Genomic DNA, 18,408 nt, shown 5'->3' with positions numbered 1-18,408 from the left:
AAGGTTAAGAGAATTCTTCCGTCTGGCGGCTTCGCTCATTTCACGTTAAGTTTCGTCGCATAGCGTGTCAGATGATGAATCCGCCTGCGCGCGGCTCGGAGCCACGGGTCAGACATGCAAAACACAGCACCTGTCCAGTCCATGGATTCCGAAGAACGCCGCCGCTTCAGCCGCGTCGCCGTTGATCTGCTCGGCCGCTTCATGCTGGAAAACCGCACCGAGTTTCCGTGCCGGGTCGACAACATGTCGCCGGGCGACGTTTCTGTCGTCACGCCCATCACGCCCGCGGCCGGCGAGCGGGTCATCCTCTACGTCGACCATATCGGCCGGATCGAGGGCGACGTCACGCGCGGCTATGCCGGCGGCTTCGCCATGACGGTGCAAGGCACCGACCGCAAGCGTGAAAAACTGGCGGCGCAGCTGACCTGGCTGGCCAACCGGCACGAGCTCGACCTGCCGGAAGACCGGCGCCACGACCGTATCCAGCCGCGCAATCCGTTCATCGACATCACCCTCGACGACGGCCGCCAGTACAAGGTGCGGATCATCGATCTCTCGCTCTCGGGCGCCGCCGTCAAATCGACCGTCCGCCCCGCCATCGGTTCGCGCATCGTCATCGGCACGATGCAGGGCCGCGTGGTTCGCCACCTGGAAGAAGGCCTCGCCATCGAGTTCGCCGCCGTCCAGCAGCGTGAGACGCTCGAACAGCTCTGATCGAGCAGCGTGCGATCCGTCGCACGCTAAAAGCGCTCCCGGCATTTCCGCATCGAACAGTCGTGGCTCGGCTCGGATGCCGGGCCGAAGCTGGCGTCGACACGCGTCACGGCGCGTCATCCGCCCCTCCCTTCCCCTCTGCCTGGTGCTTTGCCTGAGGGTAGTGCTCGCCAGCGATGCGCCGCCCAGCCACCTCGACATGCCGGAACCGTTGGCCGCCGATGCCGCGCGCATCGGCGGCCTTGCTATGCTTAACGATAAGCAGCCCGAAAGGGTTAATAAGCGACGCTTTTGATCCAGCGAATTCTCCGGTTTCCAGCGAGAAATCTGCAAGTATAGGACCTGAACGAGATGCAGATAATTTGACTTAATTTGCCGATCTCAATTTGCCGCAGAAGTAAAATCCCATCGTCATTGTCAACTCCAGAGACGGAGAGAAACAATGATCAAAAGATTACTGATGACCATGGCGGTTGCACTGACCGCGGCGCTGTCGGGCGGGAGCGCTTCTGCCAACAACCTGCCGATGCCGGTGATGGGTGGAACCTCGCAGCCGGTCGGTCACTACGACTTCTGCAAGCGCTACCCCGACGAATGCCAGAAGAACGATGCCCCCTCCGTGGTCAAGCTGACCCGCAGCACCTGGGACAAGATCGTCGAGGTCAACAACGCCGTGAACACCGGCATCCTGCCGCGCACCGACCTCGACCTCTACGGCCAGGCCGAATACTGGACCTACCCGAAGACCGAAGGCGACTGCGAGGATTACGTCCTCTTGAAGCAGTACATGCTGGAACGGGCGGATCTGCCGCGCTCAGCCCTCCTCGTCACCGTCGTCCGCCAGCCCAATGGCGACGGCCATGCCGTTCTCACCGTGCGTACCGACCGCGGCGACTTCGTCCTTGATAACCTCAAGGACGAAGTGAAGGACTGGAAGGAAACCGAATACCGCTACCTCAAGCGCCAGTCCGAGAAGAACTCGGCCAAGTGGGTCAGCATCGCCGATGACCGCGACATGCTGGTCGGCAGCGTCAAGTAGGGCCTAGCGGCAGGATCTTCGACCTCTCCGTCCCCGACCTGCCGAAACCGGCCCTCGCAAGAGGGTCGGTTTTTTTGTGTCTGACGTCCGCCGGAAGCCCCTCTGGAGAAGGAATCTCGCTAACCATCTTGCCAAGGCTTGCGAAGAAAATTTCGAGAGCCCGGCGCCGAGACCGTCAAAGCTTAACGCCCGAAGCGCCGGAATTCAGACTTCGTTAACTCGCGGAACGGTCCAACGGCGCGGATAAGCGCAGAATGTGTCCTCGCTGCGTGGCGGCCTGGGTCAGCGGTGAGGCGTTTGGGATTTGTTCGGCGGCGGCAGTGCCGGCTTCGCCTGAGTGGAGCCGGGGCATCTGCCCGGCCCCCACGATCCGCCCGCATCGGGCGCAATCGGGTCGAGGACGTTAGGCCTCGAAATCCATTTCAAGGATCGTCATCGTCACGTGGTACGAGAGCTCACCCTCGTCGGTATCCTTCGACACCGTGCCGACGAACTCGTCGTTGACGTAGAGCTCGGCAGAGTCATTCTTGCGTGGCAGCGCGCGAACGCTGACCGCGGAGCCCTTGAACAGGGTCTTGAGGTACGTCTCGAGCTTCTTGATCTCGTCGGGCTTCATGGGCATCTCCTGCAGCCAATGTCGGGGGTGCGTGTAGCTAGCACCCGAGCGGCGAAAGCAATAGCCCTCCTCGTCGGCCCTACTCGTCTCGGCCGAACATGTGGTCCATCGCCCGCGCCGGCTCGCGGCCGCAATCGTCGGTGGTGCCGACGATCCGGCTCGGAATGCCGGCGACGGTGACGTGCGGCGGGACTTCTTTCAGGACCACCGAGCCCGACGCGATCTTCGAGCAGTTGCCGACCTTGATGTTGCCGAGGATTTTCGCCCCCGCGCCGATCAGGACGCCGTCGCCGATCTTCGGATGCCGGTCACCGAACTCCTTGCCTGTGCCGCCAAGCGTCACGTCCTGCAGGATCGAGACATTGTCGCCAATCACCGCGGTGAAGCCGACGACGAGGCCCGTCGCGTGGTCGAGGAAGATGCCGCGGCCCATCTTGGACGCCGGGTGAATATCGGTCTGGAACACCGCCGACGATCTCGCCTGGAGATAGAGCGCGAAGTCGCGCCGCCCTTCGTGCCACAGCCAGTGCGCCAGCCGGTGGGTCTGGATGGCGTGGAAACCCTTGAAGTACAGCAGCGGCTCGATATAGCGCTCGCAGGCCGGATCGCGGTCGAACACTGCCTGGATGTCGTTGCGCAGCGTCTCCGACCATTGCGAGGTGTCGCCAAGCAGACCCTCATAGGCTTGACTGATCAACACTGCCGGCACGTCGGGATGGTCGAGGCGCTGCGACACGCGGTGGATGACCGCGGCTTCAAGGCTCGCATGGTTGAGGATGGTGGCATAGAGAAAGCCGGACAGCATCGGCTCGCGCTCAGCAGCCTCCAGCGTTTCCTCCCGAACCCGCGCCCAGATCGGATCGACGGCGAGCAGCCGCTCATGGGCCTGCCTGGTGACGCTCATCGGAACTTCCTTCGCTGGCATCTCGGCCAATCCTACTGTTCGGTAAAATAGCGTTCAGACCGGGTTTGAACAAGCCGGCGCCAGCCGCCATCTTTTGGCGCCCGCAACGCCGATCCTTTCAGGCGTCCCCATGTGTCCGCGCCGCTGCGGCGGACGCCGGGTCCTCGCCGAGAAAGCGCAGCACCTCCGCCTTGAACCGGCGGTCGCCGACGGCCAGCATGTGATCCCGGCCCGGAATGTCGAAAGCGGTGGCATGCGGCATCAAGGCTGCGAGTTCGGCCGCCGAACCCGCAATATCGTCCTCGGTTCCGACGCCGATCAGCGTCGGCTGCAGGATGCGTCCGACCTCCTCTCGCGTCGGCTCGGTGCGCGAGGTCTGGATGCAGGCCGCCAGCGCTACCTTGTCGCTCTTGGTGCGATCCGCAAAGGCGCGGAACATCCGGCCCTTGGGGTCCTCGACCGCGTCCAGCGAGGGCGCCAGCAAGGCTGCAACGATCGGATCCCAATCGCCAACGCCATCGACGAGGCCGATTCCGAGCCCGCCGAAGACCAGCCGCGGGAACAGCGCCGGTGTCGCAAGCGCGGCGTAAGCGGAGACCCGGGCGCCCATCGAATAGCCGAAGAGGGTGGCCTCGGCGATGCCGAGATGGGCCATCAGGGCCGCCGCATCGCCCGCCATCTTCTGCGGCATGTAGGCCGCGCCGTCATGCGGCTTGTCGCTCGCCCCATGACCGCGGTGATCGAAGGCGACGGTGCGATATCCCGCCGCCGTCAAGGTCGAGACCCAGCCCGGATCTACCCAGTTCACCGCCATGCTCGACGCGAAGCCGTGCAGCAGCATCACCGCTGGCGCAGCGGGATCGCCGTCGGAGCGAAAGGCGAGCCGCAGGCCATCGTTCTCGAAGAAATCCATGATCGTCCTCTGTCGCATTTCTGCTCTGGCTAACCGCCTCCGTGCGCCGAGCGCAAGGGCGGGCGCCGGTTTTGCGTGCGCCCGCGCCGGCCTCTGGCCTTTCCGAACGGCGGACACTATGGTCCCGCGCAATTGCTAGAGCACGGAGACGACAAGCGATGGCCGGACATATCATCCCGCATTTTCAGAACGATGCCGGCCACGATGTGATCGAGATCGGGGTGACCGAGTTCATGTGCGTCGGCGCAAACCCGCCGCACGACCACCCGCATGTCTATGTCGACCTTGGCGACGATGGCGAGAAGGTCTGCTCCTACTGCTCAACGCTCTACCGCTTCAACGCGGCGCTGCACGGCACCGACACCCTTCCGGCCGGCTGCCTGTTTCTTGAAGCCACGGACCGGAACGCCGCCTGAGGCGGCGCCGGCGGTGCTGACGGCACCGGATCACCGCACCGAAGCCCCGCGCGCCGTTGTGGTTGTCGGGGGCGGCATCGGCGGATTGACGGCTGCGCTGGCCTTCGCCAAGGCCGGATTTTCCGTCGAGGTCCTCGAGCGTGCCGAACGGCTGCAGGAGGCCGGCGCCGGGCTGCAACTGTCCCCCAACGCCCTCAGCACCCTGACGGCCCTCGGCATCGAGACCGCGGAGTTGAACGGCGTCGCCGCGACCAGCGTCACCTTGCGGTCTGGACCGAGCGGCCGTTGCATCGCCGAGGTACCTGTCACGGCGAGCGATGGCACGGCCTACCTTTCGCTGCACCGCGCCGACCTTCAGGCTGCCCTCTTCGCCGCCGTCCGGCGACAAACGCGGATCGTCCTGACCCTCGGCGCCGCGTGCACTGCTGCACAGCATGACGGCCAAGGCTGGCATCTGCAATTCTCCAGCGCCACCGGCGGTAAGCTGAACCGGCAAGCGGACATCGTCATCGCCGCCGACGGTGTCGGCTCGGCGATCGCCCGCCTGCTCGGCCACCCCGCCGCCGCGCCCTCCGGCGATATCGCCTGGCGGATGACCGCCAGCACGCCGCCGGGGGGCACATCCCCCCGCCCGTCGGCCGGGATCGCGGCCTGGCTCGGGCCGCGGCGCCATGCCGTCGCCTATCCCATCCGTGGTGGCCGCGAGACGAACCTCGTTCTCATCGGCCGCGCCAGCGACGTGACGGGGGATCCCGCATCCGCGTCCGCCAAGGACCAGCTGCTCGCCCGCTTCGCCGGCTGGGACCCTGCGCTTCTCGAATTGATCGCCTCGGCAGGACCGGCCACCGCCTGGCCGCTGTCGACGCGCGCGCCGGTCGATCATGACGGGGTGCCGGCAGGCCTTTTCGTCATCGGCGATGCCTCGCACGCCATGCTGCCCTATGCGGCGCAAGGAGCGGCGATGGCCATCGAGGATGCGTGCGTTGCCGCGCACTGCGTGGCGACGCACGCCATGCTCGAGACCGCCCGACAAAGCTTCGACGCGCAGCGCATTCCCCGCATCGCAAAAGTTCTCGGCCGTGTCGCCTTCCACCGCCGCGTCTACCATTTGCCTTTTCCGTTTTCGCTCGCCCGTGACCTTGCGCTGAGCTTCCGCCCGAAAGCCACCCTCGCCCGCGATCTCGCTTGGCTCTACGACTGGCGGCCACCCGCCATCGACGGTCCGCGCGGCACGGTTTCGGACATTTCACGGAACGGATAACGGGCCGACCGACTTCAACGGTACCATCCTAGTTCCGACGCCCCGCACCATGACAGGGCCATAGGTCGGAACTCTCACCGTCATGTTCGACGGCACCAAAGAGGATAATCGATGCCTTTGATGAGAAACACTGGACGCCTTCTGACGGTCGCGGCGCTGGCTGCATCAACCACCTTGTCCGGTCCTTCCTTCGCCTACGCGCAGCAGAAGGCCGCGCTCCGCATGGCGCAGGCGGAGGAAGCGCCGGCTGAAGCCGCGCCGCCGGCAGATACCGCACCCGAGCCCGAGGCCGCTCCGGCGCCCGAACCGGAACGAGCGCCCGAGCCAGCACCGGAGCCTGCGCCGGCACCAGAGGCCGCTCCTGAACCCGCACCGGCCGCCGAACCCGAAGCGCCGGCTCCCGAGGTCGAAGCGCCCGCGCCAGCCCGCGAGCCGGCACCGGAAGCGCCAGCTGCTGAGCCGAAAGCGCCAGAGCCCACACCTCCGGTAGAGGCAGCCCCCGAGCCGGCAGCGCCCGCGGAGCCTTCTCCGACGCCTGCGCCAGCAGAGCCAAGCCCACCAGTAGAGCCTGCGCCAGCGCCCGCCGAGTCTGCCCCGACCGCACCGCCGGCTGCTGTAGAGCCGGCACCCGCTGAAACCGCGCCAGCCCCCGCTGCGGCTGAACCGTCGGCGACACCCGCCGCCCCTGCCGAGCGCCGCGCCCGCACGCCCGGCCAAGGAAGACCCGCTGCCGCGCCCGACGCTGCAGCACCTGCCGTAGCACCGGATGCCGCAGCACCAGCAGCGCCAGCTCCTGGCACCGCTGCGCCGGCCGCGCCAGCAGCCGCGCAGCCAGGAGCTACGGCTCCGGCGCCTGCGGAGGTCCCGCCGACGCCCGGGGCACCGGCCCCTGCGGCAGACGGTGCACAGCCCGGTGCTCCCGCGGCACCAGCACCCGCGGCGGCCGCTCCGCCGGTAGAGGCCCCGAAGCCCGTTCCGGTCGAGGTGCAGAATGCGCCGGTTGAGCAAGGCCGCATCGATCAGAGCGATGCCCGCGTCCAGACGCTGTCGCGTCCTATCGTTGAGCAGCCCATCACCAGCGAGCGCGGCGAGCGCCTGCAGGAGGCGCCCCGTTACCGCCAGCGGCCGGAAAGCGAGGTCGTCCAGCGTGTCGGCGACCGCGACATCATCTCGATTGTCGGTGCGGCGGCGGCGGGCGTGGCGGTCGGTGCTGCAGCCGGCTACTTCATCCGGTCGAACGACGACAACCGCCTCGCGGTGGATTCACGCGAACAGTACAGCGAGCGGTTGCCCCGCGGCCGGACGCGCGACACGATCGTGCGCGGCAACGGATCGCAGGTGGTGACCATTACCAACGAGTATGGCGACGTCGTTCAGCGCTCCCGCATCGACCCGGACGGCCGCGAGGTCGTGCTGTTCTACGACCCCTACTCCGAGGACGACGGTCCGCGCCCGGACTACTACGACGACCCGGGCGAGGACCTGCCGCCGCTCGACATCCGCATCCCGCGAGACCGCTACATCGTCGATGTCGACCAGCCGGATGAGGAGCTCTATTTCGACACCATCGTCGCGCCGCCGGTGGAGACCGTCGAGCGGATTTACTCGGTCGACGAAGTTCGCCGTTCAGCCCGTATCCGCAACAAGGTCCGGCGCATCGACGTGAACACGATCAACTTCGACTTCGGGTCCGCGTCGATCTCGCAAGCGGAAGTGAAGAACCTGCAGGCGCTCGCCGATGCGGTCGCCCGCGTCATCAAGGACAACCCGGGTGAAACCTTCCTGATCGAAGGCCATACCGATGCGGTCGGCAGCAACGTCGCCAACCTCGCGCTGTCCGACCAGCGCGCCGAGGCCGTCGCCACCGCCCTGTCGCAGTATTTTAGCATTCCGGCTGAAAACCTGATCACTCAGGGCTATGGCGAGGAGGACCTGAAGGTCGCGACCCAGACGGAAAGTCGGGAGAACCGGCGCGTGACGCTCCGGCGCATCACTGCCTTGGTCAAGCCGGTCACATCGGCCGCGCGCTGATCCAATAGGTCTAGACAAACAGCGAAGCCGGCGGTCCTTATGGGACCGCCGGCTTTTTTTCTTGCCGTCCTGCTTCAGTGCCTTGAATCAAAGCGACAGCAAGGCGCTGTAAACGACTCATTTTATGCCGCTTTCGCTCTCTACGGGCCAAAGCACCCGCCCAACAAAAAACGGACGGCGTGGACCGTCCGCTTTGAAGAACTACGCTGAAGCCCACTCGCTCAGCAGGCATGCAGAGGGGAAGTACGCACGGCATGTGCGCAATGCTGAAAGCCCCTCAGCGCCGAAGCGACATACCTTTTCGGGGTGTGCGACCCGACCTCTGTGCCCCTAGTGCAGGATCTGCGACAGGAAGAGCTTCGTGCGCTCGTGCTGAGGATTGGTGAAGAACGCGGTCGGCTCGTTCTGCTCCACGATCTGGCCGGCATCCATGAAGATGACGCGGTTGGCGACCTGACGGGCAAAGCCCATTTCGTGCGTCACGCAGACCATGGTCATGCCTTCCTCGGCAAGACCCACCATGACGTCCAGCACTTCCTTGATCATCTCGGGATCCAGCGCCGAGGTCGGCTCGTCGAACAGCATGACCTTCGGGCTCATGCAGAGCGAGCGGGCGATGGCGACGCGCTGCTGCTGGCCGCCGGAGAGCTGGCCGGGATACTTGTTCGCCTGCTCGGGAATCTTGACGCGCTTCAAATAGTGCATCGCGATCTCCTCGGCCTTGGCCTTCGGCATCTTGCGGACCCAGATCGGCGCGAGCGTACAGTTCTCGAGAATGGTGAGGTGCGGGAACAGGTTGAAGTGCTGGAACACCATGCCGACCTCGCGCCGGACCTCGTCGATCTTCTTCAGATCACTGGTGAGCTCGGTGCCGTCGACGACGATTTGGCCCTTCTGGTGCTCTTCCAGCCGATTGATGCAGCGGATCATGGTCGACTTGCCGGAGCCCGAGGGGCCGCAAACCACGATCCGTTCGCCCCGGCGAACACGCAGGTTGATGTCGCGCAGCACGTGGAACTCGCCGTACCACTTGTTGACGTTCACGAGTTCGACCGCGACCTCGTTGGAGATGGTCATGGAAGGCCGCGGCGCGGCGGCGATGGGCTCGACGGAAGACATGCTGGAGATCCTTATCGTTTGTGTCCGGTGTCGAGGTGCCGTTCCATATAGACAGAATAGCGCGACATCGAGAAGCAGAAGAGCCAGAAGACAAAGGCGGCAAAGACGAGACCGGTGGCCGGGGTCTGTTCGGTCGACCAGTTCTGGTCGCTGAAACCGCGGCGGACCTGACCGAGAAGATCCGCGAGGCCGACGGCGGCGACGAGGCTGGTGTCCTTGAACAGGCCAATGAAGGTGTTGACGATACCGGGAATGACCAGCTTCAGCGCCTGCGGCAGGATGATCATCCGCATCTTCTGCCAGTAGGTCAGCGCCATCGCATCGGCACCCTCGTACTGGCCTTTCGGGATCGCCTGCAGGCCACCACGCACCACTTCGGCCATGTAGGCTGCCGAGAACAGCGAGACGCCGACGAGCACGCGCAGCAGCTGGTCGAAACTGACGCCGGCCGGCAGGAACAGCGGCAGCATGAAGTTCGCCATGAACAACACGGTGATCAGCGGGATGCCGCGCCAGAACTCGATGAAGGCGACGCAGAACAGCTTGACCGCCGGCATCTGCGAGCGGCGGCCGAGTGCCAGGAGAATGCCGAGCGGCAGCGAGGCGACGATGCCGGAGATGGCGACGACCAGCGTCAGAAGGAGACCACCCCATGAATTGGTGCGCACCGGCTCGAGACCGAAATCGGCCGTGACCACCAGCAACGCCGCGACGACGGCGATGAACGGCACGAGGTCCGACAAGGCTCGCTTGGCGCCGCCCTGCCCGCCAAAGGCAGACGCGACCGTGGCGGCTACGGAGAGCAACGCGGCGGCGAAGGCAGCGATCGACAGCACTGAGAAGCGCTGGTCGAGGAACAGGACCTGATCGGAAGAAACGATCCCCGCGATCAGCACCAGTACCAGCGAGAGGAGAAGCAGCCCGCCGGCCACCCGCACCAGCGGATGGCTCCAGCGAAAGCCGATCTTGCCGCTGGCGCTGTAGAGCGTGATCGCGGCAGCGACGGCCATGAAGAAGGCGATGCCGCCGCCGGAGATCGAGAACTGGCCGCCAGTCAGAAGCACAAGGGCGACGAACGGGTAGACAGCGAGGAGCAGGATTGCGTTGAGGCGCTTGTACGGCACGCTCGGAATGGCGATCGGCACCACCAGGAGCACGAGCATCACCAGCAGCGCATTGATCCGCCAGCGCTCGGCATCGGGATAGATGCCGTACATGAAGAGTTCGAACTTTGCCCCGACGAAAGCCCAGCAGGCGCCGGCCTCGTGGCCGTCCTTCGGCAAGCAGACCGTGCGGTCCGCGCCGACGAAGGCGGCGTTGAACACGCCCCATTCCAGGAGGTTGGTGACGACGTAGGCGATCAGCAGCGCCGCGACGAGCGTCAGCGCCGTGTCGAGTGGCGTCGCGAACAGGCTGCGGCGGATCCGGGCGGGCCAGCCGGTCTCCCCCGGCGGCGGCGGCAAAGGCTGCTTCTGCTCGGTCGAAACGAAACGCAGGGTGGGATCTTCCATGTCTCTGTCTTCCCGCTCAGCGTTCGACCAATGCCATGCGGGCATTGAACATGTTCATCAGGAAAGAGGCTGCGAGACTGATGCCGAGATAGGCACAGATCCAAATGGCGACCACCTCGACGGTCTGGCCCGCCTGGTTGGCGACCGTTGAGCCGATCGAATAGAGCTCGGGATAGCCGATGGCAAAGCCGAGCGAGGAGTTCTTGGTAAGGTTCAGATATTGGCTCGTCAGCGGCGGGATGATCACCCGGAACGCCTGCGGGACGACCACCAGCCGCAGCAGCTTGCCCCGCGTCAGGCCGAGCGCCATCGCCGCCTCGGTCTGCCCCTTCGACACCGACAGGATGCCGGCGCGCACGATCTCGGCGATGAAGGCGCCGGTGTAGATCGACAGCGCCAGGAACAGCGCGATGTATTCCGGCTTCACCTGCCAGCCGCCGACGAGGTTGAAGCGGGTCGCCGCGGGCACTTCGAGGCCGATCGGAAAGCCCGTGGCGACATAGGCGATCACCGGCAGGCCGATGATCAGGCCGAGCGCCGGCAGCAGCAGCGGGCGCCGTTCGCCGGTCGCGAGCTGGTGCGCCCGGTTGCGTCTGGCGAGAAACCAGGTCGCGGCGATACCGATGACCAGGGCGATGAGGATAGAGATCGCCAGCGGCTCGAAGATCGCTGCGGGGATCTGCAGGCCCCGGTTGGTGAGATAGACGCCGATCGGCGATACCGGAAGGTTGCGCGGCGCTTGCAACAGCCCGAGCACGCCGAAATACCAGAACAGGATCACCAAAAGCGGCGGAATGTTGCGGAACGTCTCGACATAGACGGTGGCAAGGCCTCGGATCAGGAAATTGCGCGACAGCCGCCCGATGCCGACGATGAAGCCGACGATGGTGGCGAAGATAATGCCGGAAACCGCGATGATCAGCGTGTTCAACAGCCCGACGATGATGGCGCGGCCATAGGTCGAATCGCTGGAATACTGGATCGCGGCCTGACCGATCTCGAAGCTGGAACGGGTGCCAAGGAAGCCGAAACCCGACGCCATCCGCGCTTGCGCCATGTTCCGCGCGGTGTTGTCGATGATCCACCAGGCAAAGGCGACGACAGCAAGGATCAGGACGATCTGGATGATCGTGCTGCGGACCGTCGGATTAGTCAGCCAGGAATCCTTGGTGGCGGCATGCGGCAAGGAATGGGTTTCGGCAGTCATGAAGCGGCGCTAGCCTCCTCGAGGGGAGCAAAATCGGGGCATCGGTAGATCAGTCCATCATTCGGATATACCCCAGCTTGGGACGTATCACTCCAGACCACGATGGCTGATCAGGGTAGATCCAGGGGTCCGCCCCTTGCGGCGCGGACCCCTGGCACGTTTCACCCGATGGTCAGCCGGCCGTCAACGGGCCGACCGACCGAAGTCGCATCAGCGGATCGGCGGGGCGTACTGCAGGCCGCCCTTGGTCCACAGCGCGTTCTGGCCGCGGGCAATCCCGAGCGGGGTCGCGGCGCCGATGTTGCGCTCGAAGAGCTCGCCGTAATTGCCGACGCCCTGAACGATCTTGACGACCCAGTCGTTCGGCAGGCCGGCATCGGCACCGAAGGTCGAGCCGACGCCCAGCATGCGCTGGATTTCCGGATTCGGCGAGGACTTCATTTCCTCGACGTTGGCGGCGGTAATGCCGAGCTCCTCGGCGTCGAGCAGCGCGAAGTGGGTCCATTTGACGACGTCGAGCCACTGCGAGTCACCGCCGCGAACGGCCGGTCCGAGCGGCTCCTTGGAGATGATCTCCGGCAGGACGACGCTGTCGTCCGGCTTGGCGAGCTCGAGGCGCGAGGCGTAGAGGCCAGACTGGTCGGTGGTCAGCACGTCGCAACGGCCGCTGTCATAAGCGGCGTTCACGTCGTTCTGGGCTTCGATGACGACCGGGTTGAACGTCATGTTGTTCGACTTGAAATAGTCGGCAAGGTTCAGCTCGGTCGTGGTGCCGCTCTGCACGCAGACGGTCGCGCCGGACAGCTGCAAAGCGGAGTTGATGTTCAACTCCTTCTTCACCATGAAGCCCTGGCCGTCGTAGTAGTTGATGCCCGCGAAATCGAGGCCGAGGGCCGTGTCGCGGTTCATCGTCCACGTGGTGTTGCGGGCGAGCATGTCGATTTCATTGTTCTGCAGAGCCGGGAAGCGCTGCACGGCCGACAGCGGCACGTACTGCACCTTGCTGACGTCTCCGAACACGGCGGCGGCGACAGCCTTGCAATAGTCGACGTCGAGGCCCTGCCACTGGCCGCTATCGTTCTGCGAGGCGAAGCCCGGCAGGCCCGTGTTCACGCCGCATCTGAGCGTGCCGCGCGCCTTGACGTCGTCAAGCGTCGCAGCCGACCCGCTGGTCACCGCGGTGCCACAGACGACAAGTCCGAGCGCTGCTGTCAGAAGCTTCAATTTCATAAGAATACCTTCCCGTTATCTGTTTCGGTTCTTGATTTTTGCGCTGGACACGGGCTGCCTTGCGAACCGAAAAGGAGCCGGTCGGCCTGGTCCCGACCGCCGCCCCGGGTGGGCCGCTCAGCGGATGGTTTGTTGCGTTGTGATCTCATGCCATAAAAATTGGCAGGTCAAGCAGATGACAGTTTTTATTTCAGGGACCCACAGCCTGTGATGTTCCCTTTCCCGAATTCAGGACATTATCGTGGACGATTCAAGCTCTGACGCCGGCGTAAACGGGCCGAATACGCGGCTCATTCACAGCGATGACCCGCAAAACCGGCACGGTTTCGTGAATCCGGCGGTTTACCATGCCTCGACCGTGCTCTTCACCGACACGCAGGCGATGCGTAGCCGGAAGTCCAAATACATCTACGGCCTGCGGGGCACGCCGACGACCGACGCACTGGAAGCGGCACTGGACGATCTGGAAGGCTCGGCCGGCACCATCCTTCTGCCCTCAGGTCTTGCCGCCGTCACCTTTCCGCTGCTCGCCTTCCTGTCCAGCGGCGACCATGTGCTTATCATCGACTCCGTCTATTCGCCGACCCGGCTCTTCGCCGACACCGTGCTGCGGCGGATGGGCATCGCCGTCGAGTATTTTCATCCGTCCCGCGCCGGCGAGCTCGCCAGCCTGATGCGGCCGGAGACCAAGGTGGTGTTCCTGGAGGCGCCGGGCTCCAACACCTTCGAGATGATCGACGTCGCCGCCACCTGCGCCATCGCCCATACCGGCGGCGCGGTGACGATGATCGACAATACCTGGGCGACGCCGCTCCTTTTCCGGCCGCTCGACCACGGCGTCGACCTGTCGATCCACGCGCTGACGAAGTATCCCGGCGGGCATTCGGACGTGATGATGGGCAGCGTCTCGGCCAATGCGGCGACGTTCGACCGGCTGCGCGACACGCAGATGGCGATCGGCGTCAACGCCGCTCCGGACGACACCTATCTCGTCCTGCGCGGCCTGAAGACGATGGGGCTCCGGCTCGAGCGCCACGAGGAGAGCGCGCTGCGGCTCGCGGAATGGCTGGAGACCCGGCCCGAGGTGGCACGCGTGCTGCACCCGGCGCTGCCGTCCTTTCCCGGTCACGATCTCTGGAAGCGGCAGTTCACCGGGGCGAGCGGGCTGTTCTCGATCGTCCTTAACGGCGGCGGCTTTCGCGAGGCCGCAGCTTTCCTCGATACCCTCAAGCTGTTCGGCCTCGGCTATTCCTGGGGCGGATTCGAGAGCCTTGCCGTGCTCGTCGACCTCTCCGACCGCGTCCACGCCAAGGCGCCCGCGGAGGGGCCGGTCATCCGGCTGCAGATCGGGCTCGAGGATACCGCGGACCTCCAGGCTGACCTCGAGCGCGGCTTTGCGGCCCTCACAAGCCTGCCGCCTGCAGACGTCGCCCCGTAAAGGCTCCGGATCGCCGCCGCCGCGGCAGTGACCGCGTGCCAGCGGCGGCGATTTGCGCTATCGGGCGACAGCGCCAACTGCGGCCTCCGTCACCTCCGTGGCATCGGCAGCGCCGGCAGCGGACGGATGGCCCCAGTCGCCGGCCAAGGTAATGCGCCCTCTCACGGAGAACTGGCATGAGCGACGTCAAGGACATGAACGGTAACATCCTCGCCGACGGCGACCAGGTGACCGTCGTCAAGGACCTGAAGGTGAAGGGCACGTCGGTGACGCTGAAGCGCGGCACGCTGATCAAGAACATCCGCCTTACCGGCGACCCCGCTGAAATCGAGTGCAATGCCGAGAAGGTCAAAGGCCTGGTGCTGCGGACCGAGTTTCTGAAGAAGGCGTAAAGCGCCGATTGATAGGGACGCCCGCCGCCGGCGCCGCGCCCTTCCCCGTTTCCAACGCAAGAAGCCCGGCATCGCTGCCGGGCTTCTCTGTTTTCATCTGGTCTCGCCGATGCGGCGATCCCTCCAGCATTGACGGCGTGACGCCACCCCGCCAGCGGCGCCCTAGAACGTGCGCTTGAACTGGATGAGGCCCTGCGTCTCGTCGAAGTCGTCGATGCCGGCCGGCAGGTCGACGTCGCGGTAGTTCACCTCGCCCAGAACCTGGAAGTTCTTGGTGATGTCGTAGGAGAGGTTCGCGCCGACGCCGTAATAGTCGGCGCCGTCGAGATCGACGAAGGCGACGCGGGGATAGGTCACGTCGAGGTCGAAGGTCTGGCCGTAGACGCCGTTCAGCGCGGCCGTCACCTTGCCGAACTTCTGCGAATAGGCGGCGCCGATCTGGAACTGGCTCGGAATGTCGCGCAGCCCGGACGTGTTGCCGCCGATCTCGGCGCGGAACACGTCGTCGACCACCGCATATTCCGTCGGGTCGAAAGCGTAGTGACCCTCGATCTTCAGGATCGACTTCTCGGCGAAGAGGTTGTCGAGCTGGATGCCGGCCTTCAGCGCGAAGGCGCTGTCGCTGCCGTCATAGTCGTTGGCGGTGATGTTGCCGAAAGCCACGCCGTCGAGCGCGGTGTAGCCGAGGCGGCGACCGTCGAAGCCGGTATAGCGGCCGCTCGCCGATTCCTCGTCGTAGACGCCGATCAGGTAGATGCCGCCGAAGCTGCCCTTGTAGGCGAGCTTGCCGAGGACGTCGGGGACGAAGTCGCCGGTGCCGTCGTCTTCAGCCGAGAGCGTCGCGGAGAAGCCGTTGCTGGCGAAGGTGTAGGAGATGCGGTTCTGCTGGGAATCGCCCGCGGCCCAGTCGGCCTCTTCGAGCAGCAGGCCGTCGCTGAAGCCGCCATCGTTCGAGGTCCAGACGGTGTCGAGGTAGCCGATGGTCAGGCCGCCGAGCTGGATGTAGGCCTCGTCCATGCCGTAGTTAGCGTCACCGGTGTTGAAGCCGGCACCGGTATTGGTCGCCTGGACGCGCATTTTGGCGCGCAAGGTGCCGAGTTCGGTCTCCTCGCGGGCATCGAAGTCGAGGCGGGCGCGGACGCGGGTGCCGAAACGGGTGTCGTCGGCATCGTCGAGATCGCTGTTGTTCTCCTGGTCGTTGCCCTGCAGGCGCATGCGGACGTAGCCGCCGACCTTCAGGCAGGTCTCGGTGCCCGGGATGTAGAAGAAGCCGGCGCCGTAGACGTCGCAGACGCGAACGTATTCGGCCGGCTCCGGCTCGACCATCACCACCGCATCGGCAGCGCGCGCCCCGGACACCGCGATCAGAACCGCCGCAGAGCCCAGAAGAACAGCTTTAATGTTCATGATATTTCTCCAGCTAACAAAATAATGACGCGGGTTACTGGAGAACCATCGGCTCTACTTCCCGCGTTCTTGCCAAGGATCGATTATTCGCTCCTTCCGCCTCGGTATCGCCGGCAACATTCACAAACAAGTGAAATATGGTGAAAGACAGAATTAAGACGCAATGAGAATTAAGTGCCACCAATATACATCAGAAAACTCAATTCATTCAGTTGCTGCGAATCACCGCAACATCCTTACATGACAGTTTCAAGACAATTTGGACGACGGCTTACAATCTCCACGACAAAAGGCCCGCCATCGACGATGGCGGGCCTCCTTGAAGAATACAGCGCGACTGGAGGGAGACGATGTATTGAGCGATCTCTGGCAAATCTCTGCGACGGCTGCATGACAGAACGCACAGTATAGCCGCGCTCCCCTTCGCGCCGCCCGAGGCTTCCGCTGCACCTGGCGCCCACCGCCGGGGCGGCCGGCAGGACTAAGCCCAAGGCCCGCGCTGAACCCGCCGCGAGACATGCCACGCGAAACCGTTACCGCGTCGCTCCCGCAACTCCACTGCAAGCGCCAAGAGCCGGCAGGCGCCGCCACCGGCACGCTTGGACAAACTGTCCAGTACCGGCCACCCGCGCCTGTGGCACACTGCCAGGACGGGAAGGACCGGACCAGCCGAGGCCGCCGCCCCTCCCATGGTCGAGGAAACAGCATGGCGCGCAACCCCGGAACCCTTCTTGCCGCCGGCGGCGTCGGCGTGCTGATGCTGGTGCTCCTCGGCTTCCTCGGCGCGGTCTTCCTGCAGCAGCCCGACCGCAGCGCCTTCCGCAACAGCTTCTCCTTGATCGACGACCGCGGCGCGGCGGTCGACGAATCCCTCTTCACCGGCCATCCCTCGCTGGTCTTCTTCGGCTATACCAGCTGCCCTGAAGCCTGCCCGACCACGATGATGGAAGTCACCGACTGGCTGAACGTGCTCGGGCCCGCCGGCGATGACATCAAGGTCTACTTCTTCTCGATCGACCCCGAGCGCGACACCGCCGAAGTGCTGCGCGACTATGTCGAGGCCTTCTCCGACCGGATCGAGGGCATTACCGGCCGCCCCGAGGAAATGCGCAAAGCGATCGAAAAATGGGGCATCTCCGCCGAGCGCGTGCCGCTCCCCGATGGCGGCTACCAGATGAATCACACGGTCTCGCTGATGATGGTCGGCAAGGACGGCCGCCTGAAAGGCATGATCCCCTACGGCGCACCCCGCGAGGCGGCCCTCGACAAAATCCGCACGGCGCTGCTGACCCCGTCCTGAGACCTGCCCCGCAGAGAGACTGGCGGGGCTGGCCCGGCGCGCACTCTATAGAAGAGACGCGCCCCGGCTGCACACGGCACAATCCCCCCGCCCGCCAAGGCCAAAACCCCGGCCGCCCGGACGGCACGCCCTCCCGGCACTCAGCGCCCCTGCCCGGCGACCCCACCACCTTCCGGCCCCCATCAGTCCATGCCTCTCCCCACCCGCACCGACCACGCCACGGGACCGAGAGCGGGCTGCAGCAGATCGGGACAGACAATGTGGACGACGGCCAGCAGGCGACCGACCCGGCCGTCCCGCGCGGCCAGCCTCGCCGTCAGTCCGGCGCGCAAAAGTCCCCGTCGGCCGCATCGCCCTATAGAGCGCCTCACCCAGCCCAGCAGCAGCAACACATTAAAGTCTATACGCACTGCCGCACCATTGGAAGTTCACCTAAAGGTTCCTTTTCCTTGATTTATACAGCGAAACTGATCAATATATCGATGTATACATTCCCATATCTTTTATATCTATTGCTTACAAATTCACTTACTTGAGACTTCTTTGAAGCATGAATAGCCAGTTTTTATTTATGGTTTTAGCGGCAGCCGCACAATAGATTTCAATAGCGAACTTACTTTTACGCCTATCCTCAGCTTCATCTTCGGAAAACTTTTGGGCTGTGAGGCTCTGATCATGGCTGGCCAAGTCGCCGTGCCGCCAGCACGCCGAATCACAAAGTGCTCATTCTGCAGGTGCTTAGCGCCGGCGCTGAACCCCACCAGCCGCGGCATCGCGAAAAAGTTTGCCGATCGCCCTTCGCGCCGCCGGCCTGCCGATCGCAGCGCCTGGACGCCCAAAGCCATAGGTTGCAAGGCTTACGCTTCGTAAGGCAGACAGTATGGACGAGGCCGGCTGTGATCAAACGGCA

Annotated in this window: 16 protein-coding genes; 8 read left to right on the top strand and 8 right to left on the bottom strand. The window is 64.7% G+C overall.

Annotation, left to right across the window (positions count from 1 at the left end):
* The first annotated feature begins 114 nt into the window (after positions 1 to 114).
* A complete protein-coding gene (locus ACZLZY_RS18825) occupies positions 115 to 714 on the top strand; it encodes a PilZ domain-containing protein (protein WP_472935097.1) in 600 nt (199 codons plus the stop codon).
* A gap of 442 nt (positions 715 to 1,156) precedes the next feature.
* On the top strand, positions 1,157 to 1,753 hold the full coding sequence (locus ACZLZY_RS18820; RefSeq protein WP_472935096.1) for a transglutaminase-like cysteine peptidase: 597 nt from the start codon (positions 1,157 to 1,159) through the stop codon (positions 1,751 to 1,753).
* A gap of 403 nt (positions 1,754 to 2,156) precedes the next feature.
* Here ACZLZY_RS18820 and ACZLZY_RS18815 read toward each other — a convergent pair whose 3' ends face one another.
* From ACZLZY_RS18815 to ACZLZY_RS18805, 3 genes are all read right to left on the bottom strand, one after another.
* Positions 2,157 to 2,369, bottom strand: coding sequence for a DUF3126 family protein (locus ACZLZY_RS18815; protein ID WP_472935095.1), 213 nt, complete (start codon positions 2,367 to 2,369; stop codon positions 2,157 to 2,159).
* Between the two features lie 79 nt (positions 2,370 to 2,448).
* Positions 2,449 to 3,273, bottom strand: coding sequence for a serine O-acetyltransferase (gene cysE / locus ACZLZY_RS18810; protein ID WP_472935094.1), 825 nt, complete (start codon positions 3,271 to 3,273; stop codon positions 2,449 to 2,451).
* 118 nt (positions 3,274 to 3,391) lie between these two features.
* A complete protein-coding gene (locus tag ACZLZY_RS18805; RefSeq protein ID WP_472935093.1) occupies positions 3,392 to 4,186 on the bottom strand; it encodes an alpha/beta fold hydrolase in 795 nt (264 codons plus the stop codon).
* A gap of 158 nt (positions 4,187 to 4,344) precedes the next feature.
* Between ACZLZY_RS18805 and ACZLZY_RS18800 the strand changes: the two genes are divergently transcribed.
* The 3 genes from ACZLZY_RS18800 to ACZLZY_RS18790 all read left to right on the top strand — a co-directional run bounded on the left by ACZLZY_RS18800 (position 4,345) and on the right by ACZLZY_RS18790 (position 7,894).
* Complete coding sequence (locus ACZLZY_RS18800; protein WP_472935092.1) at positions 4,345 to 4,602, top strand: zinc-finger domain-containing protein; 258 nt, start codon at positions 4,345 to 4,347, stop codon at positions 4,600 to 4,602.
* A complete protein-coding gene (locus ACZLZY_RS18795) occupies positions 4,574 to 5,863 on the top strand; it encodes an FAD-dependent monooxygenase (protein ID WP_472935091.1) in 1,290 nt (429 codons plus the stop codon). Before ACZLZY_RS18800 ends, ACZLZY_RS18795 begins: the two co-directional genes overlap by 29 nt.
* Before the next feature lie 984 nt (positions 5,864 to 6,847).
* Positions 6,848 to 7,894, top strand: coding sequence for an OmpA family protein (locus ACZLZY_RS18790; protein WP_472935090.1), 1,047 nt, complete (start codon positions 6,848 to 6,850; stop codon positions 7,892 to 7,894).
* A 330-nt stretch (positions 7,895 to 8,224) separates the two neighbouring features.
* Here ACZLZY_RS18790 and ACZLZY_RS18785 read toward each other — a convergent pair whose 3' ends face one another.
* From ACZLZY_RS18785 to ACZLZY_RS18770, 4 genes are all read right to left on the bottom strand, one after another.
* Complete coding sequence (locus tag ACZLZY_RS18785) at positions 8,225 to 8,971, bottom strand: amino acid ABC transporter ATP-binding protein (RefSeq protein WP_472935179.1); 747 nt, start codon at positions 8,969 to 8,971, stop codon at positions 8,225 to 8,227.
* Between the two features lie 53 nt (positions 8,972 to 9,024).
* A complete protein-coding gene (locus ACZLZY_RS18780; RefSeq protein ID WP_472935089.1) occupies positions 9,025 to 10,524 on the bottom strand; it encodes an amino acid ABC transporter permease in 1,500 nt (499 codons plus the stop codon).
* Positions 10,525 to 10,540: 16 nt separating this feature from the next.
* Positions 10,541 to 11,731, bottom strand: coding sequence for an amino acid ABC transporter permease (locus ACZLZY_RS18775; protein WP_472935088.1), 1,191 nt, complete (start codon positions 11,729 to 11,731; stop codon positions 10,541 to 10,543).
* A gap of 210 nt (positions 11,732 to 11,941) precedes the next feature.
* Positions 11,942 to 12,961 carry an amino acid ABC transporter substrate-binding protein gene (locus ACZLZY_RS18770; protein WP_472935087.1) on the bottom strand — a complete coding sequence of 340 codons (1,020 nt, stop codon included), beginning with the start codon at positions 12,959 to 12,961 and terminating at the stop codon, positions 11,942 to 11,944.
* 241 nt (positions 12,962 to 13,202) lie between these two features.
* On the opposite strand from ACZLZY_RS18770, the gene metC reads away from it, so the two are divergent.
* Both metC and ACZLZY_RS18760 read left to right on the top strand, forming a co-directional pair.
* Complete coding sequence (metC, locus tag ACZLZY_RS18765; RefSeq protein WP_472935086.1) at positions 13,203 to 14,399, top strand: cystathionine beta-lyase; 1,197 nt, start codon at positions 13,203 to 13,205, stop codon at positions 14,397 to 14,399.
* Positions 14,400 to 14,575: 176 nt separating this feature from the next.
* Positions 14,576 to 14,791: an alkylphosphonate utilization protein gene (locus tag ACZLZY_RS18760; RefSeq protein WP_472935085.1), complete on the top strand. Its 216-nt coding sequence runs from the start codon at positions 14,576 to 14,578 to the stop codon at positions 14,789 to 14,791.
* A 162-nt stretch (positions 14,792 to 14,953) separates the two neighbouring features.
* Here ACZLZY_RS18760 and ACZLZY_RS18755 read toward each other — a convergent pair whose 3' ends face one another.
* Entirely contained in the window at positions 14,954 to 16,198 is a 1,245-nt protein-coding gene (locus ACZLZY_RS18755) for a porin (RefSeq protein ID WP_472935084.1), read from the bottom strand.
* 706 nt (positions 16,199 to 16,904) lie between these two features.
* Here ACZLZY_RS18755 and ACZLZY_RS18750 point away from each other — a divergent pair.
* Positions 16,905 to 17,498: an SCO family protein gene (locus ACZLZY_RS18750; protein WP_472935083.1), complete on the top strand. Its 594-nt coding sequence runs from the start codon at positions 16,905 to 16,907 to the stop codon at positions 17,496 to 17,498.
* Positions 17,499 to 18,408 lie beyond the last annotated feature (910 nt).

This window comes from Mesocryomonas lacus (assembly GCF_055730135.2).
This window is presented reverse-complemented; position numbering and strand designations above follow the sequence as displayed.

Coding starts and splice junctions, on each gene's coding strand:
- ACZLZY_RS18760 (WP_472935085.1), top strand. CDS start 14,576: ATGAGCGACGTCAAGGACATGAACGGTAACATCCTCGCCGACGGCGAC.
- ACZLZY_RS18805 (WP_472935093.1), bottom strand. CDS start 4,186: ATGGATTTCTTCGAGAACGATGGCCTGCGGCTCGCCTTTCGCTCCGAC.
- ACZLZY_RS18815 (WP_472935095.1), bottom strand. CDS start 2,369: ATGAAGCCCGACGAGATCAAGAAGCTCGAGACGTACCTCAAGACCCTG.
- ACZLZY_RS18780 (WP_472935089.1), bottom strand. CDS start 10,524: ATGGAAGATCCCACCCTGCGTTTCGTTTCGACCGAGCAGAAGCAGCCT.
- ACZLZY_RS18770 (WP_472935087.1), bottom strand. CDS start 12,961: ATGAAATTGAAGCTTCTGACAGCAGCGCTCGGACTTGTCGTCTGTGGC.
- ACZLZY_RS18750 (WP_472935083.1), top strand. CDS start 16,905: ATGGCGCGCAACCCCGGAACCCTTCTTGCCGCCGGCGGCGTCGGCGTG.
- cysE (WP_472935094.1), bottom strand. CDS start 3,273: ATGAGCGTCACCAGGCAGGCCCATGAGCGGCTGCTCGCCGTCGATCCG.
- ACZLZY_RS18785 (WP_472935179.1), bottom strand. CDS start 8,971: ATGACCATCTCCAACGAGGTCGCGGTCGAACTCGTGAACGTCAACAAG.
- ACZLZY_RS18775 (WP_472935088.1), bottom strand. CDS start 11,731: ATGACTGCCGAAACCCATTCCTTGCCGCATGCCGCCACCAAGGATTCC.
- ACZLZY_RS18820 (WP_472935096.1), top strand. CDS start 1,157: ATGATCAAAAGATTACTGATGACCATGGCGGTTGCACTGACCGCGGCG.
- ACZLZY_RS18825 (WP_472935097.1), top strand. CDS start 115: ATGCAAAACACAGCACCTGTCCAGTCCATGGATTCCGAAGAACGCCGC.
- ACZLZY_RS18755 (WP_472935084.1), bottom strand. CDS start 16,198: ATGAACATTAAAGCTGTTCTTCTGGGCTCTGCGGCGGTTCTGATCGCG.
- ACZLZY_RS18800 (WP_472935092.1), top strand. CDS start 4,345: ATGGCCGGACATATCATCCCGCATTTTCAGAACGATGCCGGCCACGAT.